Genomic DNA, 19,547 nt, shown 5'->3' on the forward strand with positions numbered 1-19,547 from the left:
CTAAAACACGTTCACAAATAACAAGCGGGAAGCAAACGCCATGGACCGGCAAAGTATAACTTGGCTGTTCGGAAAAACGTTTTTGTTGCTATTGTTTGGCGCCATCATCATCCCGGAAGATGTCAACGCCGACGAATCGGCATTAATCGCTTCCGAGTCGCTGTTGATTCAGTCAGACGAAGACAACTCAACCGATGCGCCACTACCATTGGATGCGCCCGTGCCATTAGAGGCCCCGGTGCCATCGAGTCGACTAGCGATGCTGATCCAACAGGAGTCGGAACAGCCAACTCCAGCACCGTTGCTGAACGAAAGCGACGCGTCGGGATTGAGCAGCGACCTCTCGGGCGACTCCAGTAGCGACCCGATCGGCACTGCGACTGGCGATGCGAGCGGCAGCGCAACGGGCGATTCACCCGAGTCTCCCATCGAGAGTTTCGGTGAAGCTCCGATCGACCGTACTCCTCAATTTCTCCGCTCGGTGACCCCGTTGCTCAAGCCAGGTCAAATGCAGTTTGACTGGGGCGCGGTGTACTCGGTCCAGGAAACGAACTTTCCTGTGCTAGTCGGTGGCGGATCGATCCTGGCACGTGGTGACGTTGTGCGTCGCTCGCTGTTTGTGCCACTGGCAATGCGTTACGGTCTAAACGAACGCACGCAATTGTTCATCAATGCGCCGGTCGGTTGGTACGACACTCAATTCGCGACCGTCGCGGGCGACAGTAGTGATTCCGAAGGCGGGATCGGGGACACGACCTTCGGCTTCACGCGATTGCTTTCGCAAAACAATCGCGCTGGCCGCTCGCTCGTCGGAACCGTGAGCGCGACGGCCCCCACGGGCAACCCGCTCAATCCATTGGTATTCAATGGCGGCGGAACGGGCAATGGAGTTTGGCGTCTGGGCGGCGACTTGCTTGTCATTCAGAACTTGGACCCCGTCATCCTGTTTTACGGTGGGGGATACGCCTACAATTTCGAGAACGAGTTTAGTGGTTTCGACGTCGAATTGGGACATCAGATCTCCTATCGCATGGGACTTGGTTTCGCAGCCAACGAACGCGTGACTCTAAGCGGGGCATTCCAAGGTCTGTTTGTCACCGAAACGAAGGTCGACGACGTCCATATCCCTAACACGGAGCAAGACTTGATGCAGTTGCGTTTCGCGGCGACGATTGCCAAGTGCAACAAGTTAACCGAACCGTTTGTGGCCTTCGGTTTGACTGACTCATCGCCCTCAGCAACCGTTGGCGTCGTGTTCACAAAGTAGTGGCCATGCTGCAAACTCAGGCTGCCTCTCGGATCCGACAGGCAGCCATGTTTTCACTTTTTTTCTTGCCATGGAGGGTAAGTTACGTGATATCCAAGATTGCCGTCACGATCGCTTTGGCTTCCCTATGCTTGTCGGCAAGCATGGCGGAAGCCCAGCAGGTGTCGATTGCGGGTCGAAGCGTCGTCCGAGACCCCAAATTCATTTTCCAAAAACCGGTCGACAGTTGGAAAGAACGCAAGACGCGACACGTGGTCATGCAGCAGCGTGATTACAGTTGCGGTGCTGCGGCTTTAGCGACACTCGTGCGATACTATTGGGGGCACAATGTCACCGAAGAAATGGTATTGAACGTCGTGGAAAAAATGTTGACCCAAGAGGAGCTTCAGGACCGTGCCAAGGAAGGCTTGACCGTTGCCGATGTCGAAGCGGCTGCGGTTAAAATGGGTTACAAGACCATGGTGGGTAAAGTCACCTTGGCCAAATTATCCGAGAGCAAGGTACCCGTGATCATTGTGATCAACCTGGGGGGCACAAACCATTTTGTCGTGGTTCGCGACATCATCGGAGGATGCGTTTTTCTTGCCGACCCGCTACGAGGCAACATCCGGATTTCGACCGCAGGATTGCAGCAGAGCTGGGTGGAAAACGCGATTTTGGTCGTCGCTCCCGAAGGCGAAACCCAATCCTCACGTTCACAGATGGCAGTGACCGATAACGAGCGAATCGAAGGCTATCTGAACCGACAAGTGATACGTCGAGAAGTTGCTGGCGGAGTGTCCGCGATTCAGCGATAATCCGAGCGAATCCTTCATCGCCAAGCCTTTGGCGATGAAGGACCGGTCGCTCCGCAAATGGAATTCGCCTAGGGTGACGATGGACTTGTCACCTGCAGAGCCCTGTTAATCTATCGCCTAGGTCTCCGCGTTCTTGCTCCTAGCCCCGCAGACTCGCGATGCCGATGCGAATTCTGCAAAATTCTAAACGCGATTATTCCAAAAGCTCTTCTTGCGGTCCGACGTCAACCAGGATCGTCATGCCAAAATGTCGTGAATTACGCTTCCGTGAACATCGGTCAAGCGAAAATCACGGCCGGCATAACGATAGGTCAAACGTTCGTGATCGAGTCCCAAGCAATGGAGCATCGTGGCATGTAAATCATGAACACTGGTGCGATTCTGTTCCGCTCGGAAGCCAAATTCGTCGGTTGCGCCGTAAACCGTTCCCCCTTTGATTCCCCCTCCAGCCATCCAGACACTGAATCCCCAGTGATTGTGGTCGCGTCCCAGCAACGAGGCCCCACCGGCCCCCAGTTCGACAGTCGGCGTGCGTCCAAATTCGCCGCCCCAAAGCACCAGCGTGTCGTCCAACATACCTCGCTGCTTCAAGTCCGTAAGCAGTGCAGCAATCGGTTGGTCCAACTCGCCGGCCAGTTTGCGGTGGCTGTCTTCAATCTTTTCGTGGTTGTCCCACGGTTGCCCAGCACCGTGCCACAATTGCACATATCGCACTCCACGTTCGAGCAATCGCCGCGCGATCAAGGTTTGACGACCGTGTACGCCGGAGCCATAAAGATCCAAAATGTGCTGCGGTTCGTCCGCCAGCTCAAACGCTTCCCTGGCATCCCGCTGCATGCGAAACGCCAGCTCATACGATTGAATCCTGGCTTGCAATTGAGCATCGTGGCGGGGCTGAAGGTGTTGGTCGTTCCAGCGGCGAAGTAGATCCAATTGCCGTCGTTGAACATCGCTTGACACCTGAGGATGTTCAATATTTTCAATGAGCTTATGAAACTCACGATGCTGTGAATCGATGTAGGTGCCCTGAAACGCGCCCGGCAGAAACGCGGATTGCCAGTTCTCGTTGTCCTTGATGGGCAAACCTCCGGGGCACATGGAAATGAATCCGGGTAGGTTCTGGTTTTCGGTCCCCAGACCATACATCAGCCACGATCCCATGCTGGGCCGAGTTTGAACGGAGTCGCCACAATTCATCAGCATCAGCGACGGTTCATGATTGGGGACCTGGGCGTACATCGAGCGGATGACGGCGATATCATCGATGTGCTGTGCCGTTCGTGAGAACAATTCGCTCACTTCGATCCCCGATTCTCCATATCGCTTAAACGAAAAGGGGGATGGAAACGCGGCACCGGTTTTGCGTTCGGTCGTCAGCGTGTTCGCGAGCGGTTGGCCGGCGTATTTCGCCAACGCAGGTTTCGGGTCAAAGGTATCGACATGCGACGGCCCTCCATTAAGAAAAAAGTGAATGACACGCTTCGCACGCCCAGGAAAATGAGGCGATCGCGCAGCCAACGCCCCCGGCGCGCCTGATTCGGATGCCAACAAATGGTCGTCGCCCAGCACGCCCGCCAGCGCCAGTGAGCCCAGACCAAGGGCGGATCGCGACAGCAAATCGCGGCGGTTGATATTCGGGTTTGTCATCACCAATTCCAGTCTCAATAAAGTGCATTCGCCGGTTCAGGCTGATGAGAGCGATGCCTGATGGAGTATCAAAATCGCCATATCACGACGGAGTTGTCCGAGGTGCGCGATCGTACTCAATTTAATCCACAAACAAAAATTCGTTGGTGCAAATCAATACCTGAGCAAGCTGCTCGAGTTCGTCGAGTTGTAAGCGGGTATCTTTCGGAAAATCCGATTCGGCATTCCAGCTTTCGTCTGGCGAGCCTTCGAGCGTGATCTCCCAGAGGTACTGATCGCTATGAAGCACCTTGTTGATATCCACGATGAAATCGATTGTTTCGCCTGGCTGCACTCTCAACATGTCGACATTCAAATCGGCGATGTCCTTGTGAAGACTGGTCGATGTGAGCAGCCCGCCAATCGAGCTGAAGATACTGGCGCGAATTCCATCACCTGGGGTTGCTTGGTGGGTGACTTTGGAACGAATCGAAACCGTCATCGCACGTGGAGCGGTCCAGCGACGAACCGCGGCATGCTGAACATCGTTCCCCGGATGGCCTCCGGTCGCGGTGAGTTGAACCCAGCCGAGTTTGTCATCAGGCCAAGCGGGGCCGCCCTGCCAGGCCTCGCCCGTGAAATGCGGCAATTCCGTAAACCCCTCAAGCCGCTGTGTTGCTGAATCGTAGTGTCCAAAACCATAACTCCACTCAAGTTCTCTGGACTCGGCTTTTGTCGCCTTTGCGGAAATCGGATGGGTTAACAACGCCATGGCGTCGGCCATCTCGGCTTCACTCGGAGCCCGCTGGTAGGCGAGCTGGAACATTTGGGTGATCGCTTGCGGTGGCGGTTCATCTCGCACAAGATTCGCCAGAGCTCGAGCACGCTGGAGCACCAACGGATGATTCATGAAGAACAATGCCTGTTGAGGAACCGTCGTCTGATTTCGTTGGGGGACATGTAAGTCCGGGTTAGCAAAATCGAACATCCGCAACGCTGTTGGAAAGTACTGTCGATCGATTTGTCCATAGAGGCTGCGGCGGTTCGGAAACGGAGCCACAAACATGTCTACGGGTTTGCCACCGACGCTTCGATCCAACGCCCCAGAAGCTTGCAGTAGCGAATCACGCAGTTCTTCGAAGGAAACCCGTCGCGGATTCATTCTCGATAGCAAGCGATTTTCTGGATCGACTCGGGTCACACGTTGCCGATGTTCGGCGTTTTCAGGCATCGTCGAGCTTTGTCGATACGTTGCCGACAACACGATCAAACGATGCAGTGCCTTGAGGCTCCAATCTTTCCGTATCCATTCCGCGGCCAGCCAATCGAGCAATTGCGGATGCGAGGGAGGATCCGCACGCACGCCAAAATCGCTGGGCGTCAACACTAGGCCCGTGCCAAAATGATGCATCCAAACGCGGTTGACCATCACTCGTGCTGTTAGCGGATTTTGTGGATCGATGATGGCTTGGGCTAGTTCCAATCGTCCGCTGCCAATTTGGAAAGGTTGCCGCGTCGGCTCGCTGATCACGCTCAGAAATTGACGCGGAACGTTGTCGCCCCGTTTTAAAGGATTGCCGCGCAGAAAGATACGTGGTTCGACCGGCGTCGCGAGGTCCACGAGCGACACGGCCACGGGAATCGGTTCGGCGGCACCAATCAACCAGCGGTCGACATCACCTTGAAGCTTCCACAGCGTCGTCACGCTGCTACTATCAAAGAACGTTTCACAGTGCGAGATGGGGCTCTTCGGGACGCGGCACATCGGCGAATTCAACACCGCCCGCAGGGCTTCGGTATCGGCATCACACGACATCACCTCTGGATCGATTTGGGCAAACACTTCACCGTATCGATCACAAACATCACGGAACGTTAGCGGCGGAGTACAAAAGGCAGCGGCAATTTCGGAGTTGACGTTTTGATCCCTCACGGACGACTCGTGCCAACGCCGAGTGACATTTTCAGCCTCGGTGGCAAACGTGACCGGGTCGAGATCAGCGTATGCATGCCACAGTGCAAAGACTGAATCGCGGTTCGGTTTCACAGCACGTAAATAACCTTCCCACTGACGCACGAACGCCGGCAGCAGGTCCGATTTCTGGAAAATTTGATCAAAGCCATCGGCCGGATATTTGTGCAGTTCGGTTTGTGCGAACAAGTAATCCGCAATGCGTTCACGGGCGCGTTGTGAAGATTCGCTAGCCAGTTGCTGCATGGTTTCCTGCAGCGTCGACTGTCGCTTTGCTAACTCGGCTTGAAACGCTTCGTCACCAGGATGATCCCTCAGCACGGTTTGTTTCTCGTAACAGCTGTCGAAAACACCGTAGAGCGAATAGTAGTCGGCGGTCGGAATCGCGTCATATTTGTGGTCGTGACAGCGAGCACAGGCGACTGTCAAACCCATCGTGCCACGGGTGACGACATCGATGCGGTCATCAATCACATCACGTCGCACGCCCAGAAAGCGGCGTCCCAATGTCAGTAGCCCCATTGCCGCCAAGTCCTCCGGTTGGCTGTCGGTGACTTGGTCCGCTGCGATTTGCAGCAACAAAAATCGATCGTAAGGCAGGTCGTCGCGAATCGCTTTGACAACCCAATCCCGATACGTCCAAGCCTGGGTCCAGAATCGTTCTTCCCGCGCATACACGTAGCCTTTGGTATCTGAATAGCGAGCGACATCGAGCCAGTGGCGCCCCCAATGTTCGGCATAGTGCGGCGATTGCAACAGTCGTTCCACGACTTTTTCGTACGCCAAAGGATCGTCATCGTGAATGAACGCAGCAACCTCGTCGGGCGTCGGTGGCAAACCGGTCAATGAGTACGTCACTCGGCGGATCAACGTGCGACGATCCGCAGGCGGCGATGGCGGCAAGCCTTGCTCGTTCCGCTTGGCTGCGATAAACGCGTCAAGCGGCGTCTGAATCCATTCCGCATCAGCAAGGTTTTGAACCTCGGGAATGGCGGTCGGCTCAACCGCTTGAAACGCCCAGTGATCCTGGCTGTGGTGCGGCGTTTGTTCGGCGGGCAGCATCGACTCCGCGGGCCACCGAGCACCACTGTCAATCCAGGCCTCGATGGAACGTATTTCGTGTTCCACCAACGCTTTGTTGGGCGGCATTTCCAAGCCGCCTTCACGTCGGATCGCCGAAACGAGCAAACTGGCTGCGGCATCCCCTGGCACGATGGCCGCGTCACTATCTCCACCGGCCAATAGCGATTGAAGCGAATCGACTCGCAGACCTCCTTGCTGCTTTTTTGCGCCGTGACATTCGCCGCAACGTTCAATCAGCACCGGTCGCACGTGTTGCTCGAAAAAATGCTCTTCCTGTTCTGTCATCACTACTGTGTTTTCATCACCAAACGCAGTGGTAACCAACAGCAATGTCGACAGCGCCGCAAATCCGGACAAGCAGATTGCACCGGAGCGGCAAAGGTTCCCAAACAACAATCTCGAGGGGGTCACGAGAAGCATGATTCGTAGATGGGGCGAGAGGCGGGGCAGGCAGATAGCGAGCAGGTTCCGAATATACCCGATGCGGGGCGGCAATGCTAAGTTTTTAGTATTCCCCCTCCAGACTGAAGGTATTGTAATGCCGTAGGCCGCCCCCAAGAGCCTAAGCAAAGGCATTCCGGCAAATGCACTTTCGCGAGAAAAAACAGCTGCTCAGACTCACTGAGTCGAAAACACAGAGCGGCGTACGACGATGGTGATTGCATTCACCCGTGCCCATCACAGGCCCAAAACAAGAAGAGTCCAGGTGCGGTTTCCATCGCGTTAAACGATCGGTGGACGATCGAGCCCGCTCAAATGCAGGTCGTCCGCATGCCATTTGCTTACTACCCATAGCGAACGATTGCCCCCCAGACACCGTCGACAATCGATAGATTTTGCATTTTCTTCGGTGTACACTAATCCGTCTCGCACCCAGCGTGTCCTGCCCCGGCGATTCGCCCCTCTCTTTCCCTCCATCCCAGCAGAACTTCGATGCCGCTGCACTCTTTTTTCCCCTCGTTGTTATTTCTGTTGCTCGCGGTCACGCAGTCGTTCGCGGCCGAGCCACCCCAAAACAGCTCCCCGGGTACTGAAAAGTTTAGGATCCTGTTCAACGGGAATGACCTTTCGGGATGGAAGGGAGTCGATGGTTTTTGGTCGGTCTCGCAAGGGGCGATCGTAGGACAAACGACCCCGGAAAATCCAACCAAAGGCAACACCTTTTTGGTGTGGCAAGACGGCGAAGTCGCCGATTTTGAATTCCGCTGTAAAGTCCGTTTCGAGGGCAATAACTCGGGCGTCCAATACCGCAGCAACATCGTCGATGCGGACCGATTTGTGCTGGCGGGATACCAGGCGGATCTGCATCCCAGCCAGAACTACTTTGGCATGATGTACGGCGAAAAGTTTGCCGACCGTGGCATCATTGCAACTCGCGGTCAAAAAATTCAGATCCAATCTGATGGCGAAAAGCAAGTGCTTGCCCAACTGCCGAGTAGTGAGCAACTCACCGACACTCAGTGGAACGACCTGCGGATCGTTGCCGTCGGCAACCGCATCATCCATCAAGTTAATGGCGTGACCACCGTCGACGTGACCGACGATCACCCCAAAGCGTTGCACAAAGGAGTGCTCGGATTGCAACTGCACGCTGGACCTGCGATGAAAGTCGAGTTCCGTAACCTGTTGCTGCGAAACCTTGATGCGGAATCGGGCAAGCAGCTTGTTCGCAAGCTCTCGGAATCCGCTACGACACCAAGCAAAGACGACGCGGCAGCGAATCCACAATCACCCGATGCGAAGAAGAAGTGGCTGACGAGCGCCCCCGAAGCTCAGTGGATTTGGAGCAAACAATCGACCAAGAATCAAAAGCGGTTCTTTCGAAAATCGTTCTCGCTCGCTGCGGCCGCGAAATCAGCTCGTCTGTACACCACTTGCGATAACCACGTCAAAATTTGGATCAACGGGCAACAGGTAGGTCAAAGTGATGCATGGCAGGAGCCGGTCGAAGCCGATGTCGCAAAACAGCTAAAAGTCGGCGAGAACGTGATCGCGATCGAAGGGCAGAACGACGAAGGCGTCGCGGCGTTGGTGCTGAAGATGACTGCGGAATTGGCCAATCAGACCGAGACGACCGTCATTACAGATGCGTCATGGCAGATCGCCGAAAGCGTCACCGACGGCTGGCAAACCGGGGCGACTGACGCTGCGACTTGGGCCACCGGGACGCTGCACGTGGCTGGCAAATTGGGTGTCGGTCCTTGGAACGTTCCTAACTACACCGCATCCGGTGGCAACAACGATCCACTGAATCCGCGTCACATCATCACTCCACCTGGTTTTGTGATCGATCGCTTGTACGAGGTCCCGAAATCCGAAGGAAGCTGGGTTTGCATCACCACCGATGCAAACGGCGGCTTCTACGCCAGCGACCAAGCCGACAAGGGACTGTTTCATATCACCTTGGCCGACGGACAAACCAAGGTTGAACCGATCGTCGTCAAAGATCCCGAGAACGGCCAAGTCCTCTCGGGGGCTCAAGGCTTATTGTGGGCGTTTGATTCATTGTGGGTGCACCGCAACGGCGGCCACTTGTATCGCGTCACCGATAGCGATCAAGACGGCAAACTCGATACCGCCGAGCGTTACCCGAGTAAAACCGGGGGCGGTGAGCATGGTAACCATGCTCTGATTTTAACCGAAGACGGTAAAGGCATTTACATGGTCGGCGGGAACCATGCCCCGATGGGTAACATTGCGTCCAAGCGAGTTCAATCATGGGACGAAGATTTTCTATTGCCACGAATGTGGGACGCTCGCGGGCATGCCCGTGGCTTGATGGCGCCCGGTGGCTGGGTCACACGGCTGGATCCTGAAACGAAAAAACAAGAGCTGATCTGTATCGGCTTCCGCAACGAGTACGACGTCGCACTGAACCGCTTCGGTGACATGTTCACCTTTGATGCCGACATGGAATGGGACATGGGCATGCCGTGGTACCGCCCCACTCGAATTTGCCAAGTCGTCAGCGGTGGCGACTACGGTTGGCGCAGCGGCAGCGGGAAATGGCGTCCGTATTTCGAAGACAGTCTGCCACCCGTCGTGGACATCGGTCCCGGCTCGCCCACGGGCGTCGCCTCAGGAATCGGAGCCGCGTTTCCAACGAAGTACCAAGAGGCACTGTATGCACTCGATTGGACGTTTGGAACGATTTACGCCGTTCACATGACGCCCAACGGCGCGGGATACAGCGGGGAAAGTGAGCCGTTTGTGTACGGCACACCGCTCCCTGTGACGGACGCGGTGGTCGGTTCGGATGGACACTTTTACTTTGCCGTCGGCGGCCGTGGCGCGGATTCGGCTTTCTTTCGCGTCCGATATGTCGGTGACCAATCGACGGCGGCACCCGCGACCAATGCAAACGACGCGAGTGCGAAAGCACGCCAGACGCGGCGCATGCTCGAAGCCTTCCACGGCCACGTCGATGCCAAAGCAATCGAGACCGCGTGGCCCTATTTGGCCAGCGAAGACCGTTTCATTCGCGCCGCAGCACGAGTTGCGATCGAATCACAACCGGTCGCCCAGTGGGCCGATCGCGTGCTAAGCGAATCGGATTTGCAAACCAAAATCACCTCGGCCGTGGCACTTGCACGACTCGGTGATGCGAGTCACCAAGGGCCGCTGCTAAACAGCTTGTTGGCAATGGAACCGACCGAACTTTCCGAAATGCAACTGCTAGGATTATTGCGAGCCTATGAATTGACCTTCATCCGCTTGGGCAAGCCGAGCGAAGAGCAGCGAAAACAAGTCATTGCGGAACTGGATAGTTTGCTGCCCAATCAATCCTCCGACGTGAATCGCGAATTGGTTACGATCCTGGTTTATTTGCGTTCGCCGGGCGTGATTGACAAGGCAATGAAATTGATCACTGACGGCTCCGAACCGGTGATCCCCGATTGGGAAGAGTTGGCCAGCCGAAACCAGGGCTACGGAGCGAGCATTAATAAAATGCGTGAGAACCCGCCACCGTCGCAAGAAATCGCACTGGCGTTTGAACTGCGAAATATGGCAACCGGATGGACCCTAAGCCAGCGAAGGGCTTACTTCGAATTCCTGAATCGAGCCGCCAAAGCCTCCGGCGGCGCCAGCTATCCTGGATTCCTGGAAAACATGCGAACCGAGTCACTCGAAACCTGTTCCAACGAAGAGCGAGCGGCGTTACAGGATATCACGGGCGAGGATTTCAATCCGGTTCCGGACTTTGAGATCAGCCCGCCCAAGGGGCCTGGGAAAAAATGGAAGCTCGACGAAGCGCTGGCTGCCGCAAGCGGCAAACCTAATTTCGAGCGCGGCCGAAGTTTGTTCTTTGCCGCCGAGTGTGGCAAATGTCATCGTTTGGCCGGCCTAGGCGGCGGCGTCGGCCCCGACTTGACCAGCATTCCCAACAAGTTTGACCAACGCTACGTGGTCGAAGCGATCGTCCATCCCAGCAAGGATATTTCGGACCAATACGGTTCGACCAATGTGCTCGTCGACAGCGGCCAAGTCGTCACGGGAATCGTGGTGGACAAGGGTGACAAGATCGAGGTCTATCCGATCAAGGCGACCGACAAACCGGTGGTGGTCTCGAAAGACGAGATCGAATCGATGGAGCCAGCGGCGGTGTCCCAGATGCCCGAAGGCTTGCTCGATGCGTTGAGCCAAGAAGAGATTCGCGATTTAATCGCCTACCTGATGTCGGCGGGCAACGCCAACGATCGTCGCTACCAAAAGTAGCGACAGCTTTACCGCGATGCAAAATGCGGCGTCCGTCCGCTTGGAGGGACGTCGCATTTGCGCGGCTTACCGCTTCGCTGCCACGCCAACGCCCCCACGCCAACGCCCCCGCAGCGATCTCTTTGTGAGCGTCCCTTTTTATGCGTCACGTTGACGAAGAGCGATCGATCGTGGTGTCAAACTCACTCAGCATCGCCAAGGTACCGTCATCGACTTCGATGGAACCGTAGGTCTCTTCCACCACCGTCTCCTCCTGGATCGCGGTCCTGCCCGTTTCATCGCCTGTATCTAGCAACATTTGCGCGACGATCACCGTGATATTGTCTTCGCCTCCGGCAGCGTTCGCGACCCGCACCAATTCTCGGCAAATCGATTGCGAATCGCCTTCCTCGCTAATGATGGATGCCAACAACTCGTCTCCCACATAGCGATACAAACCATCGCTGCAAAGCACGACGACATCCCCTAAGTGCAACTCTACCGTTTCCACCTGAGCGACAAGTTCGCCCTCCAATCGCCCGCCGAGGACATTCCAAAGCACGTTACTCCAGCGACTCTCAGGCTCGTCTTCGTGGTTCAAATCACCTGACTCGACCATGCGTCGCGCCAGCGTGTGGTCGGTTGTTAGCCGTATCGGAACTCCGTCTCGGATCAAATAACAGCGACTATCGCCAGCGTGCAGTACGGACATCCGTGGCCAAACGATTTCAGCCATGGTCAACGTCGTCCCCATCCCAAATCGCTCAGGATGCGATTCCGCTTCCTGTAAAATCTGTAAATGAGTGTCCCTCAGCACGCCTTGCAGCCATTCCTCATGCGCACTCGGGTCGGCGACATCGGGCGCGGTGCTGGGCCATGATTGTTCGGCGAGCCTTTGGACAAGATACTCCACCGCTAACTGACTCGCCCTTTCCCCGGCGGCATGCCCCCCCATCCCATCGGCGACGATCAAAATATCGCTCTGCTTCTCGCCAAAAAACGGATGGCTCCCCTCCGCCCCCAAACTGCTTGAAGCGGCATGAACACAAGGGCGCAGCGTCCCAATCAAAAACTGGTCCTGGTTCGAATCACGAACATTCCCCCGATCGCTCAATCCATGGGTGACAATGCCGACCTCATGCTTCGGCTTGGTGTCTTTGAAAGCATCACTGTTAGAACCATTCATTTTGATCGCGACTCACCGTCGAAGATTGCATTTTGACTCGCACCGATGGCGTTTGTGGTGAAGCCCCATACTAAAATACCAGAATGTCGAGGCGGTGTCGCTCAAGGAAACCTCCGCTACACGCGATTGGATCGAGATCGGGTAAGATGAAGCGGGTATGATGGAATGGAGACGATCGACGCGTCGGCGACACGAGGGACTTTGCGAAGAACGCTCGGCAATCGATCGGCCGTACTTTTCTTCTGTGAATACCGAGGCTCTCATGCTCGCGCGGCTAAAAACGTTCACGTTGCTAGGGATCGAGGCGATGCCGGTCGATGTCGAAGTCGACATCTCACCCGCCGCACTGCCCAAGACCCTGCTGGTCGGATTGCCCGACGCCGCGGTCAAAGAGAGCACTCACCGCGTGGAACGCGCAATCGTCAACAGTGGATTCACGCGTCCTCAAGACCGCATCGTGATCAACTTGGCCCCCGGTGATCTCCCCAAACAAGCGGCCTCGTTTGACCTACCGGTTGCCCTTGGCGTCTTAGCGGCCAGCGGTCAATTGTCGCTCGAACGACTCGAAGACTACGCCGTCGTCGGCGAACTGGCGCTCGAAGGGCTGACCCGGCCCATCCGAGGCGCCCTTTCGATCGCGATCGAAGCGTCCAAGAACCCAAACTTAAAAGGACTAGTGGTCCCCGCCGAAAACGCGCACGAGGCAGCCGTCGTGGACGGCATCGAGGTGATTCCGGTATGCAGCTTGGCGCAAGCGGTTGCTTTTTTTGCAGGCGAGCTCGAGATCGAACCGGTCCCAAGTTGTGTCAACCAGCTATTCGAAGAGTTCAGTACCTACGAAGTCGACTTTGGTGACGTCCGTGGCCAAGAATCGGCTAAACGAGCGATGACACTCGCCGCGGCCGGCAACCACAACCTAATCATGGTCGGCCCGCCCGGCAGCGGCAAAACGATGCTGGCCAAACGGATGCCCACGATCCTGCCGCCATTGACGGCTGCCGAGTCGATTGCCACGACGCGGATTTACAGCGCCTTGGGACAATTACCCGCCGGCCAACCGCTACTGGCGTGTCGTCCGTTTCGCAGTCCGCATCATACGATCAGCGATGCGGGACTCGTCGGTGGCGGAAGCCCTCCATCGCCGGGCGAAATCAGCAAGGCGCACAACGGGATTTTGTTCCTGGATGAATTGCCTGAGTTCAACCGCAAAACCCTCGAGGTGATGCGGCAACCACTAGAGGACGGCGTTGTCACGATCTCGCGTGCGATCCGCAGCACCACGTTCCCAGCCACATTTATGTTGATCGCGGCGGCCAACCCCTGTCCCTGTGGCTACCGCAGCGACCCACGTCGGACTTGCAACTGCTTGCCATCGCAGATCGAAAAGTACATGGGAAAGATTTCGGGTCCATTGATGGATCGTATCGACATCCATATCGAAGTCCCTGCGGTACCGTTTGATGAACTCGCTTCCGCATCGGGTGCTGGAACCACCAGCGCCCAGATGCGAGCGGATGTCATGCAAGCTCGCCAAGGCCAGTTGGCTCGTTTCGGTAACGGAGCGGTTCAGTACAATGCGCAAATGAGCAGCCGCCAAGTGCGTCAATTCTGTAGACTCAACAAACCGTGCCAGCACATGTTGCGTCACAGTGTCGAGGAGATGGGGTTATCGGCGCGAGCGCACGACAAGATCCTACGAGTCGCTCGAACGATCGCCGACGTCGCTGGCGATGAGTCGATCGATGAAACGCACCTCGCCGAAGCGATCGGCTACCGCAGCCTGGACCGCGATTTTTGGAGCTAACGCTCCATTGCCGCTCGGCTTTCCAAGCCGACTCACGTCCAACATTCACTCCCCACTATGAATGTCGTGCTGCACGTAAACCCACTTATAGCAACCGCGTGCACCACCCGCCCAGCGAAGCAGGGAGGGTCGAAGTACGAGCCTTTAGCGAGTTTTCCGGGGAGGGCCCAAACGCAAATCTAAGTGCCTGACACCGATTGCCGTAACGGCTCGTCCCCCCGGACGCCTTTTGTCCGCCCCTGTGGCGCCCCCTGCCTGCGTCCAACCGCCGAACACGCCCAAACGGGTGCCGGGGCTGGGCTGGCAACGCGAGACAGAGGCATACGGGCCGACACGCGTTCGACCTGCGTTGCCAAACGGTTGGGCGACGATTCGCCCGGAGACTTTCTGGCAACAAGGACAGCAGGCGTACCAAGGGCAACGGCATCGCCAGCGTGCCGAATGACGGTAGAGTATTTAGCATCGCACGAACGGCGTGTCGTAGAAGTTTTAGTTTTCATGAGATTGCCTTGGCTACAAGGGCGCCCTCCGCCCGCCGTGGTTCAAAGCATAAAATCACGGCGGGAGGTGGCTGCGATGGCCGCTGAACCACCCACCGCTCTAGGCTCAAACACGCTTGCTCAATGCATGCTGTATGTTCGTCCCATGGTTTACCATCGGTTTGACCCGCGGTCACCACTTGCTTCCCCGTATCGTTGCGCCAGACGAAGTCCTGTGAAATTGCTAACCCAAGCTAAATAGCATCTACCCGTCAGGCAATCGCTCCTTAAACGCATCGTCACCAATCCAGGTCGCATGGCTTTCGTCAAGAAACATATCCTCCTCCATGTGTTCCAACAGGGCGTACTTTTCAACAAGTGGAGCAAAACATATCACGCCGAGACCGCACGTACAGTTGTAAAACAGCAACGCCAACTCGTATGCTGACAACTGAGCTCGAAGAATGTTGACATAGGTCTGAGCCGTGCCTCCGCCATGCTCGTCTGCGTATTTCACGATCGTATACAAATTGCGGAAATAGTGGCCGAGGTCCGAAGAATGATCCTGATAGAATGAATCGTACTCACCATCAAAATGCCCCCGACCATCCGGCGTTTGTGTTTCGCTTTCCAGGCCTCTTGTTTGAAGGCGCAACTGCTCGTAGAAAACCTCGAATACGTCCCGACCTCTAACAATTTCCGTCGTGAAGTTTGATTCTGTATCCCCTGAGTTCTGCCCCGTATTACGCTGAAACACTTTCGTCATTGCCTTCGCGAATTTAACCGTGCTCTTTGGAGTGTCTAAGTCATTAACGATTTGATTGTGCAGAGACACCATTTGAAAGAACATGCTTTCAAACTGCTGTTTTCCAAATGCTGCGTTTTGTAACTTCATTTCGTTACGTTGCTCTTTCAGAACTTCCCGTGTCTCCCTTAGCTCCTGCCGCTGTAACGCCAGTTCCTGACTTTGCAGGATAATGGCAATCACAACGCCGAGGAGTGCGAGGCCGGAAAACAGGGCGTTTGCAGCGCCGAACATGTCACCAAATTCACCTGCTGTTTCTGGCTCCATGCCTGTCGCCAATTTCACGACTGCCGGCGTCATCAAAATCGCGATAACGATTGCGATTGCAATGCAAGAAAATAGTACCCATTGAACCCAGGCGAATTTGGACTCGGGGCTGGGATCAGATTTGTCTGTTTCTGTCATTCTTACTTTACCGCACGATGTTTAATCAGAGTGCCGTGATTGTAACTGCATCATAGGGCTGCGGTGAGATGCCACTCTTGCCCCCATCTCATCGCCTGTCCCGTTCCCTGCCAGCGTTCAACCACCCAGCACGTCGAACGTGCCGGGCTGGGCTGGCAAACGGGTGAACCGGTGAGCCTAGCCGCGACCGTTCGGCTCTTGGATTCGATCACACGGCGACGGGCCAGCAATGGGCGGAACCTGCTAGATCGTTATCATGGTCGGCCCGCCCGGCAGCGGCAAAACGATGCTGGCCAAACGGATGCCCACGATCCTGCCGCCGCTGACGGCTCCCGAATCGATCGCCACGACGCGGATCTACAGTGCGCTGGGGCAATTGCCCGCCGGGCAACCGCTACTGGCGTGTCGTCCGTTTCGCAGCCCGCATCATACGATCAGCGACGCGGGACTCGTCGGTGGCGGAAGCCCTCCATCGCCGGACGAAGAAAAGCACTGTCATGGCCGGGCTTAGTTCCTCGAGGCACTTAAGTGCGTGGGTTTGGCAGAATGATTTTCAGGGTCGAGGCGGTTTGGTTTTTAATCATTTTGCCCGTCAATCATTTTGCCAATTTTTATTGCAGGGTCACCAAGAGGAAATCTAGGTGATTGGCACCGCCGGTCAAATTGCCAAGACACGTCCAACGATTTAGTAGCCCAGGCGTAGAGCACTTTGGCAGCAGCGGATTCAACGGTGGGGATCGCGTTGAGCGAAGCGATCAATTGAACCGCGTCGCCATCCGCCTTGGGAACCAACCGATAGACCAACTCTATCGCGCCCCCGCGACGAGCCGTTTCTGCGGATGCCAGTTGATAACTCTCGCAAAACTGCTTCAGTTCCGATTCCCAACCCTCGTGCCATTCGTGCCACCCACCTATCGCTTTGCTAGCTTTACCTATGTGTGCTAGCAAGATTTTGGTGGGTAGCGTCAATTCCGCCACACTTGGGGTCGCTCCACGAGCTCGAACCCGCCGACGCGGGCTACGACAGTGGCGCTGATTCGCGCCAGCTACTGATTGCTCTCATTGCTTCTGATCGCTTTGCGACCACGAGCGCCCTGGTTCTGAATCCCTTGTTTGCAGCTGAGTCCTAGAAGACATTGTCGCGCTATTGAGATCGCAACCACAAGCCTACGATCGCCCGGTTGCGCTGCGAGCGGTCCATGAACTGTCATCGTTTCGCGATTCGCCTCCCCAGCCACGGTAGCGGCGCCAGCATCTAGCATTGGGCGTGAGCCCGCAGACGAACTCCGACCGGCCCCCTCCGCCCTACCCAGGCAATCAAGAATCGCCGAAACGCCAATAAACCTTAGCGGTTGCACTACGGCCGCGGTCCCATCAAAGACACGAGCCCGATGTGGACGCGGTCGCGGGAGGCGATACCGGGAACGTCTTCGAATCCGTGACCGTATTCCGCTCTCAATGAGACCCGGTCATTGATCGATGCACGAATACCGACACCTGCGCTAATCAAAAATTGGTCTGGGACTTCACCCGGCTGCGCGTTCAAGACAAAGCCTTGTCCCGCATCGACAAAACCAAACATTCGAAAGATGTTCGGATGGGCCCGATCACCCCAGCGATAGGGCTGCGGGCCAACTTCGAGATTCGCGATCCATCCGTTGTCTGCGTTGTAAGTCCTTTGGTCGTAACCGCGAATTGAATCAAAGCCACCGTAGCCCAGCGTTTCGCTGTACAACAATCGCTCCGACGACAGCTGACCGGCGAACCGACCGATGACTTGATAGTCATTCTTGACATTCCACAAACGCTCCATCCGCAAACGCGAATAGACGAAAGTCGGATCGGTGTCGGCACGAATCGTATCGAAAGCGGCGGTCGTGTTGTCTTTAGTGAATCCATCCCCCGGTCCAACAAACGTGTCACTGTTGATATAGAGATACTCCGTTCCACAGAAACGTCGCAGATAGCTGAGCCCCAGTCGAATTTCGACAAGGTCTGCGGTCGAGTCCTGCACTTGCACGCCGCCAAACTCCAGGTTGTTGTTGGTCGACTTGAAGTCGAGCCCCAGCGAGGTGTTAAAGTCGACGTATCGATTCTTTTTCCAGTGCCGTGTCACGGCGGTACCAAGCTGCCAGCTTTCGCCATCCTGGTTGAACCCAGGAACGCTTGGACGGACGCCTGCCCAACTGCCGTAGGAATTGAAACTCCACTCGCGATTGATCGGCTGCGAATAGCTGACAGCATGAGCTTCCAACAACGAAAAATCACCGTCGGCAGTATATTGGTAACTCAGGATTCCGTCGCGGTGAAGGAAGTTGCCATAGATGATCCCGGCGTTAAAACGTTCCAAACCAAGGCTTTGGACGCCAGTGTCGTCGTATCCCAGATAGGTTCGAATCGGGAAGACATCCTTGACTTCAAAGATCACGTCCGTCGTGCCATCTTCTTTGCCGGCCTTTAAATCGACACCCACGATGCGGAAAGGATTTTGATTCAACCAAAACAGATCGTTACTGATGTTCGATTCATAGATCCGATTGCCGCTTTGGGTGCACTGGACCCAACGGCACAATTCCTTGGCATTGAAGTAACGTCCCCCCTTGACTTGCACCCGATCGATTCGCGATTCGATCACGACGATCTGCACGACACCGGCCGTAATTTTCTGCTCGGGGATAACGACATCAACGACGGGCTGTCCGCACTTGCGATAATACAAAATGATGTCGCGGGACATCTGGTTCAGATTCCGTAGCGTAACCTGACCACCGATGTAGCCACGGACGATGCCCTGAACCCCCGAACGGTAGACCAGCGAATCGCGTGCTGCAAACCGGACATCGATCCCGGTGATCCCTTCGTGCGCTTCTTCCGGATCGATCTGTTGGGCGTCATCCCAAATGATCACCGCCTTCAATTCATCGACGAGCACCTTATCGCTGCCTTCGACTTCAGCAAGCGGTTCTCGCTCAACTCTCGGGATCGATTGAGGGCGAAGTTCGTCGACTCGAAGCGGCCGATACCGCTGGTAGTCTTGAGACAACACGCTCGAACTCGTTGCGCAAATCGCTAACGCAACGGTCGCTGTCCACGTGCAAAAAGACCTCATCTCGGGCGCCTTGTATTGAATTCCATTTCAGTAAATCGCGATGCATCATTCCGTAGGCGACCGCTTCCTAAGAGTCTGGTTCGACCAGATGTTACGTGCCCGCGCAGGCAAAGTGCACGGGCGCCCCTTAACTGATCACAGCGGCCCATCCAACCACTGCGATCCCTCCATCCCGTCGCCCCCGCCCCATGGTTGTCAACCATGCTCTGCCGTCCCACCAGCAGCGGGTGAACCCCCTGTCGAAAACGCTAACTCCTTAAAAATCAAGCCGCGTCCTAATCGGAAAAGATGAAGCTAATCGAAAAAGATGAAGCAATCC

Annotated in this window: 11 protein-coding genes; 5 read left to right on the forward strand and 6 right to left on the reverse strand. The window is 55.9% G+C overall.

Annotation, left to right across the window (positions count from 1 at the left end):
• The first annotated feature begins 40 nt into the window (after nucleotides 1-40).
• Together Pla52o_RS15095 and Pla52o_RS15100 are read left to right on the forward strand one after the other, a co-directional pair.
• Nucleotides 41-1,267: a transporter gene (locus tag Pla52o_RS15095; protein ID WP_146595436.1), complete on the forward strand. Its 1,227-nt coding sequence runs from the start codon at nucleotides 41-43 to the stop codon at nucleotides 1,265-1,267.
• An 86-nt stretch (nucleotides 1,268-1,353) separates the two neighbouring features.
• Nucleotides 1,354-2,064: a C39 family peptidase gene (locus Pla52o_RS15100; RefSeq protein ID WP_197169260.1), complete on the forward strand. Its 711-nt coding sequence runs from the start codon at nucleotides 1,354-1,356 to the stop codon at nucleotides 2,062-2,064.
• A gap of 237 nt (nucleotides 2,065-2,301) precedes the next feature.
• Here the strand turns inward: Pla52o_RS15100 and Pla52o_RS15105 are convergent, their stop codons facing one another.
• On the reverse strand, nucleotides 2,302-3,711 hold the full coding sequence (locus tag Pla52o_RS15105) for a DUF1501 domain-containing protein (protein WP_146595438.1): 1,410 nt from the start codon (nucleotides 3,709-3,711) through the stop codon (nucleotides 2,302-2,304).
• Between the two features lie 121 nt (nucleotides 3,712-3,832).
• Nucleotides 3,833-7,165, reverse strand: a complete 3,333-nt coding sequence (locus tag Pla52o_RS15110) for a PSD1 and planctomycete cytochrome C domain-containing protein (protein WP_146595439.1) — start codon at nucleotides 7,163-7,165, stop codon at nucleotides 3,833-3,835.
• A 513-nt stretch (nucleotides 7,166-7,678) separates the two neighbouring features.
• On the opposite strand from Pla52o_RS15110, the gene Pla52o_RS15115 reads away from it, so the two are divergent.
• Nucleotides 7,679-11,461, forward strand: coding sequence for a family 16 glycoside hydrolase (locus Pla52o_RS15115; RefSeq protein WP_146595440.1), 3,783 nt, complete (start codon nucleotides 7,679-7,681; stop codon nucleotides 11,459-11,461).
• Nucleotides 11,462-11,606: 145 nt separating this feature from the next.
• Here the strand turns inward: Pla52o_RS15115 and Pla52o_RS15120 are convergent, their stop codons facing one another.
• Nucleotides 11,607-12,626 carry a PP2C family protein-serine/threonine phosphatase gene (locus Pla52o_RS15120; RefSeq protein ID WP_146595441.1) on the reverse strand — a complete coding sequence of 340 codons (1,020 nt, stop codon included), beginning with the start codon at nucleotides 12,624-12,626 and terminating at the stop codon, nucleotides 11,607-11,609.
• A gap of 262 nt (nucleotides 12,627-12,888) precedes the next feature.
• On the opposite strand from Pla52o_RS15120, the gene Pla52o_RS15125 reads away from it, so the two are divergent.
• Nucleotides 12,889-14,430, forward strand: a complete 1,542-nt coding sequence (locus Pla52o_RS15125; RefSeq protein WP_146595442.1) for a YifB family Mg chelatase-like AAA ATPase — start codon at nucleotides 12,889-12,891, stop codon at nucleotides 14,428-14,430.
• Nucleotides 14,431-15,174: 744 nt separating this feature from the next.
• Here Pla52o_RS15125 and Pla52o_RS15130 read toward each other — a convergent pair.
• Entirely contained in the window at nucleotides 15,175-16,119 is a 945-nt protein-coding gene (locus tag Pla52o_RS15130) for a putative phage abortive infection protein (RefSeq protein WP_146595443.1), read from the reverse strand.
• Nucleotides 16,120-16,375: 256 nt separating this feature from the next.
• Between Pla52o_RS15130 and Pla52o_RS15135 the strand changes: the two genes are divergently transcribed.
• Nucleotides 16,376-16,630: an ATP-binding protein gene (locus Pla52o_RS15135; protein ID WP_231612369.1), complete on the forward strand. Its 255-nt coding sequence runs from the start codon at nucleotides 16,376-16,378 to the stop codon at nucleotides 16,628-16,630.
• Between the two features lie 65 nt (nucleotides 16,631-16,695).
• On the opposite strand, the gene Pla52o_RS15140 is transcribed toward Pla52o_RS15135, so the two are convergent.
• The gene (locus Pla52o_RS15140) at nucleotides 16,696-17,067 is read right to left on the reverse strand and encodes a hypothetical protein (protein WP_146595444.1); all 372 of its coding nucleotides are present in this window, start codon (nucleotides 17,065-17,067) and stop codon (nucleotides 16,696-16,698) included.
• Nucleotides 17,068-17,476: 409 nt separating this feature from the next.
• Complete coding sequence (locus Pla52o_RS15145) at nucleotides 17,477-19,165, reverse strand: ShlB/FhaC/HecB family hemolysin secretion/activation protein (RefSeq protein WP_231612370.1); 1,689 nt, start codon at nucleotides 19,163-19,165, stop codon at nucleotides 17,477-17,479.
• Nucleotides 19,166-19,547 lie beyond the last annotated feature (382 nt).

The organism is Novipirellula galeiformis, from assembly GCF_007860095.1.
GTDB classification, from domain to species: Bacteria; Planctomycetota; Planctomycetia; order Pirellulales; family Pirellulaceae; genus Novipirellula; species Novipirellula galeiformis.

Coding starts and splice junctions, on each gene's coding strand:
- Pla52o_RS15095 (WP_146595436.1), top strand. CDS start 41: ATGGACCGGCAAAGTATAACTTGGCTGTTCGGAAAAACGTTTTTGTTG.
- Pla52o_RS15105 (WP_146595438.1), bottom strand. CDS start 3,711: ATGACAAACCCGAATATCAACCGCCGCGATTTGCTGTCGCGATCCGCC.
- Pla52o_RS15110 (WP_146595439.1), bottom strand. CDS start 7,165: ATGCTTCTCGTGACCCCCTCGAGATTGTTGTTTGGGAACCTTTGCCGC.
- Pla52o_RS15115 (WP_146595440.1), top strand. CDS start 7,679: ATGCCGCTGCACTCTTTTTTCCCCTCGTTGTTATTTCTGTTGCTCGCG.
- Pla52o_RS15120 (WP_146595441.1), bottom strand. CDS start 12,626: ATGAATGGTTCTAACAGTGATGCTTTCAAAGACACCAAGCCGAAGCAT.
- Pla52o_RS15125 (WP_146595442.1), top strand. CDS start 12,889: ATGCTCGCGCGGCTAAAAACGTTCACGTTGCTAGGGATCGAGGCGATG.
- Pla52o_RS15130 (WP_146595443.1), bottom strand. CDS start 16,119: ATGACAGAAACAGACAAATCTGATCCCAGCCCCGAGTCCAAATTCGCC.
- Pla52o_RS15135 (WP_231612369.1), top strand. CDS start 16,376: ATGGTCGGCCCGCCCGGCAGCGGCAAAACGATGCTGGCCAAACGGATG.